The organism is Duganella qianjiadongensis (assembly GCF_009857915.1).
GTDB lineage: Bacteria > Pseudomonadota > Gammaproteobacteria > Burkholderiales > Burkholderiaceae_D > Rugamonas > Rugamonas qianjiadongensis.
Genome location: NZ_WWCM01000119.1, coordinates 1 through 231 on the forward strand (window position 1 = coordinate 1; position 231 = coordinate 231).

A 231-nucleotide genomic window follows, 5' to 3' on the forward strand; every position below is an offset into this window, starting at 1 on the left:
TATCATCGGCGCAGAGTTGTTTCACGGTCCTGTTCGGGATGGGAAGGGGTGGGACCAACTTGCTATGGTCATCAAGCTTTGACTTGTACGAGCCGCGTTCACACGAACGTTGCTCAGAATCTGGAATCGGTAAGTAATCAGCACTGAGTGCTGCGGGTAATGAAGTTGTCTCAACAACGTTTAACGGTCTTCTTACCTATATCCTGCTAAGGTTATAGGGACAAGCCGTAC

The 231-nt window shown here is 48.9% G+C and carries 1 rRNA gene; it reads right to left on the reverse strand.

From position 1 onward, the window contains the following. A 5S ribosomal RNA gene (gene rrf, locus GTP27_RS24515) occupies positions 1-76 on the reverse strand; the annotation flags it as partial. Positions 77-231: the final 155 nt, after the last annotated feature.